Origin of the sequence: Dietzia sp. B19, from assembly GCF_014145155.1 — a bacterium.
Classification (GTDB): domain Bacteria; phylum Actinomycetota; class Actinomycetes; order Mycobacteriales; family Mycobacteriaceae; genus Dietzia; species Dietzia natronolimnaea.
On record NZ_JAALED010000087.1, the window covers coordinates 1 to 2,318 of the forward strand.

Consider the following 2,318-nt stretch of genomic DNA (forward strand, 5'->3'; position numbering starts at 1 on the left):
GGACATGGCGCAGGGGGCGGGCACCGATCCGTCCGGGATCGACGCGGCCGTGTCCGCGCTGCGCGCCGCCGTGCGGGATGCCGGGTGACGGGACCGGACCCCGACGTCCACGGGTGGACCCGTGGTCGGCGGCTCGGCCTGGACGTGGGGACGGCACGGATCGGGGTCGCCTCCTGCGATCCCGACGGGATCCTCGCGACACCTGTCGAGACGATCCGCGTCACCAGCGGTGATCCCGAGTGGACGTCGGAGGTGAGACGCCTGGGGGACCTCGTCGAGGAGTACGACGCCGTCGGCGTGATCGTGGGGCTGCCCACCTCACTGAAGGGTCGGGACACCGCCTCCACGGCGATGGCGCGGTCGTTCGTGGGGGCGCTCTCCACCGCCTCGCCCGACCTCGACGTCGAGTTCGTGGACGAACGACTCACGACCGTGACGGCCGGGGCGGCCCTCCACGGCGCGGGCAGGAACACCCGACAGCAGCGGGGCGTGATCGACCAGGCCGCCGCGGTGGTGCTCCTGCAGGCATGGCTCGACTCACGGCGCGCCCGCCGATGATGGGCGTGTCGACCGGCGCGGCTGGATAAACTGCCCGTCAAGCACGATGCTGTCCGGCGGGCAGCTCCCAGAACCCCTGGCTAAGGAGCACGATGTCTGCGGCACGAGGACGCTCACGAACAAGTGGCACCACCCGGTTCATACTCCTTGCGGCCGTGGTCGGGGTTGTCCTGGCCTTCGCCGTGATGGTTTATCGCAACACGGGCAACGAGGTCTCCGCGGCACCCGATTTCGAGGGCGAGGGCTCCGGCAACGCCCTGTTGCACGTCGAGCCCGGGGACACCCTGGGCGTCGTCGGGGACCGCCTGTACGACATCGGCACCGTGGCCAGCACCCGGGCCTTCACGGGAGCGGCGGCCGGGACGTCGGTCGAGGGCATTCAGCCGGGGTACTACCAGGTCCGGGAAGAGATGAGCGCCGCGTCGGCGGTGGAGGCGTTGGCCGATCCCCGGAACAGGGTCGGCTTCATGGACGTCAAGCCCGGCGGGCGACTACTCGACACGGTCGTCGTCGGGGGCGGAACCGAGAAGGGCATCTTCACCCTGATCGCGGACGCGACCTGTCTCCGGGACCTCGACGACCCGGAGGCCCCACCGATGTGCCGCCTGCCGCAGGAGATCGTCGACGCCGCCGTGCAGGCCGACCCTGCCGAGCTCGGGGTTCCCGACTGGGCCATCAACGAGGTGCGCGCCGCCCCGGACCCGGTTCGCCGACTCGAGGGCCTGATCGCGCCGGGGGTCCACAACGTCAGCCCGCAGTCCGAGCCCCTGGAGATCCTCCGTCAGCTGATCGACTCGTCGACCGACGCCTACGACGCCACCGGTCTCGTGCCCTCGGCCGAGAGGATCGGGTTGACGCCCTACCAGGTCGTCACCGCGGCGTCGCTGGTGGAGAAGGAGGGAACCCTGGAGGACTTCGACAAGATCGCCCGGGTGATCCTCAACCGGCTCGACGAGCCGATGCGCCTCCAGTTCGACTCGACGGTCAACTACGCCCTCGCCGACCAGGAGATCGCCACCACCGACGCCGATCGTGCGGCGGTCACGCCCTGGAACACCTACGCCATGGACGGACTGCCCTACGGACCGATCGGGTCTCCCGGGCTCGATGCGCTCCGGGCGATGGAGAACCCCGCCGAGGGCCGGTGGAAGTACTTCGTGACAGTCGACATGCAGGGCACCACCCGCTTCGCCGACGAGTACCCGGAGCACGAGCGGTACCAGAGTGAGGCGATAGCCAACGGGGTCCTGTCCAGTGGGCGGTAGCGCCGCCGGCGCGGGTTCGGACGGCGCTGCTTCGGACGGAGGTGCCCCCGACGGTCTCGCGGCCACGTCACCCCGCTCCGCGGCGGTGCTGGGTCATCCGGTCGACCATTCGCTCTCCCCGGTGCTGCACGGTGCGGCGTACCGGGCGCTCGGCCTCGACGGATGGACCTACGAGCGGATCGACTGCGATGCCGAACGTCTGGCCTCCGTGGTCGACTCCTCGCCGGGACACCGGGTGGGCTACTCGGTGACGATGCCGGGCAAGTTCGCCGCGCTCGGGTACGCGACCGAGGTCAGCGATCGCGCCCGGATCGTCGGCAGTGCCAACACCCTGGTCCGGCGGGGGGACGGCTGGTTCGCCGACTGCACCGATGTGGACGGGGTGACGGGAGCACTCGCCGAGTTCGACGGACTGCCCACGGAGCCGACGGCGGTCGTCCTGGGGGTCGGCGGGACGGCGCGGCCGGTGCTGGCCGGGCTCGCCGAGGCCGGAGC

2 protein-coding genes and 1 pseudogene are annotated in these 2,318 nt (G+C 71.1%); all 3 read left to right on the plus strand.

Annotated features, from left to right (window positions below; all coding sequences use genetic code 11):
* Positions 1 to 84 precede the first annotated feature (84 nt).
* A complete protein-coding gene (ruvX, locus tag G6020_RS03470; protein WP_182609668.1) occupies positions 85 to 558 on the plus strand; it encodes a Holliday junction resolvase RuvX in 474 nt (157 codons plus the stop codon).
* Between the two features lie 155 nt (positions 559 to 713).
* On the plus strand, positions 714 to 1,823 hold the full coding sequence (locus tag G6020_RS03475) for an endolytic transglycosylase MltG (RefSeq protein WP_347238299.1): 1,110 nt from the start codon (positions 714 to 716) through the stop codon (positions 1,821 to 1,823).
* Positions 1,824 to 1,908: 85 nt separating this feature from the next.
* Positions 1,909 to 2,318, plus strand: a pseudogene (locus tag G6020_RS03480) (shikimate dehydrogenase); the annotation flags it as partial.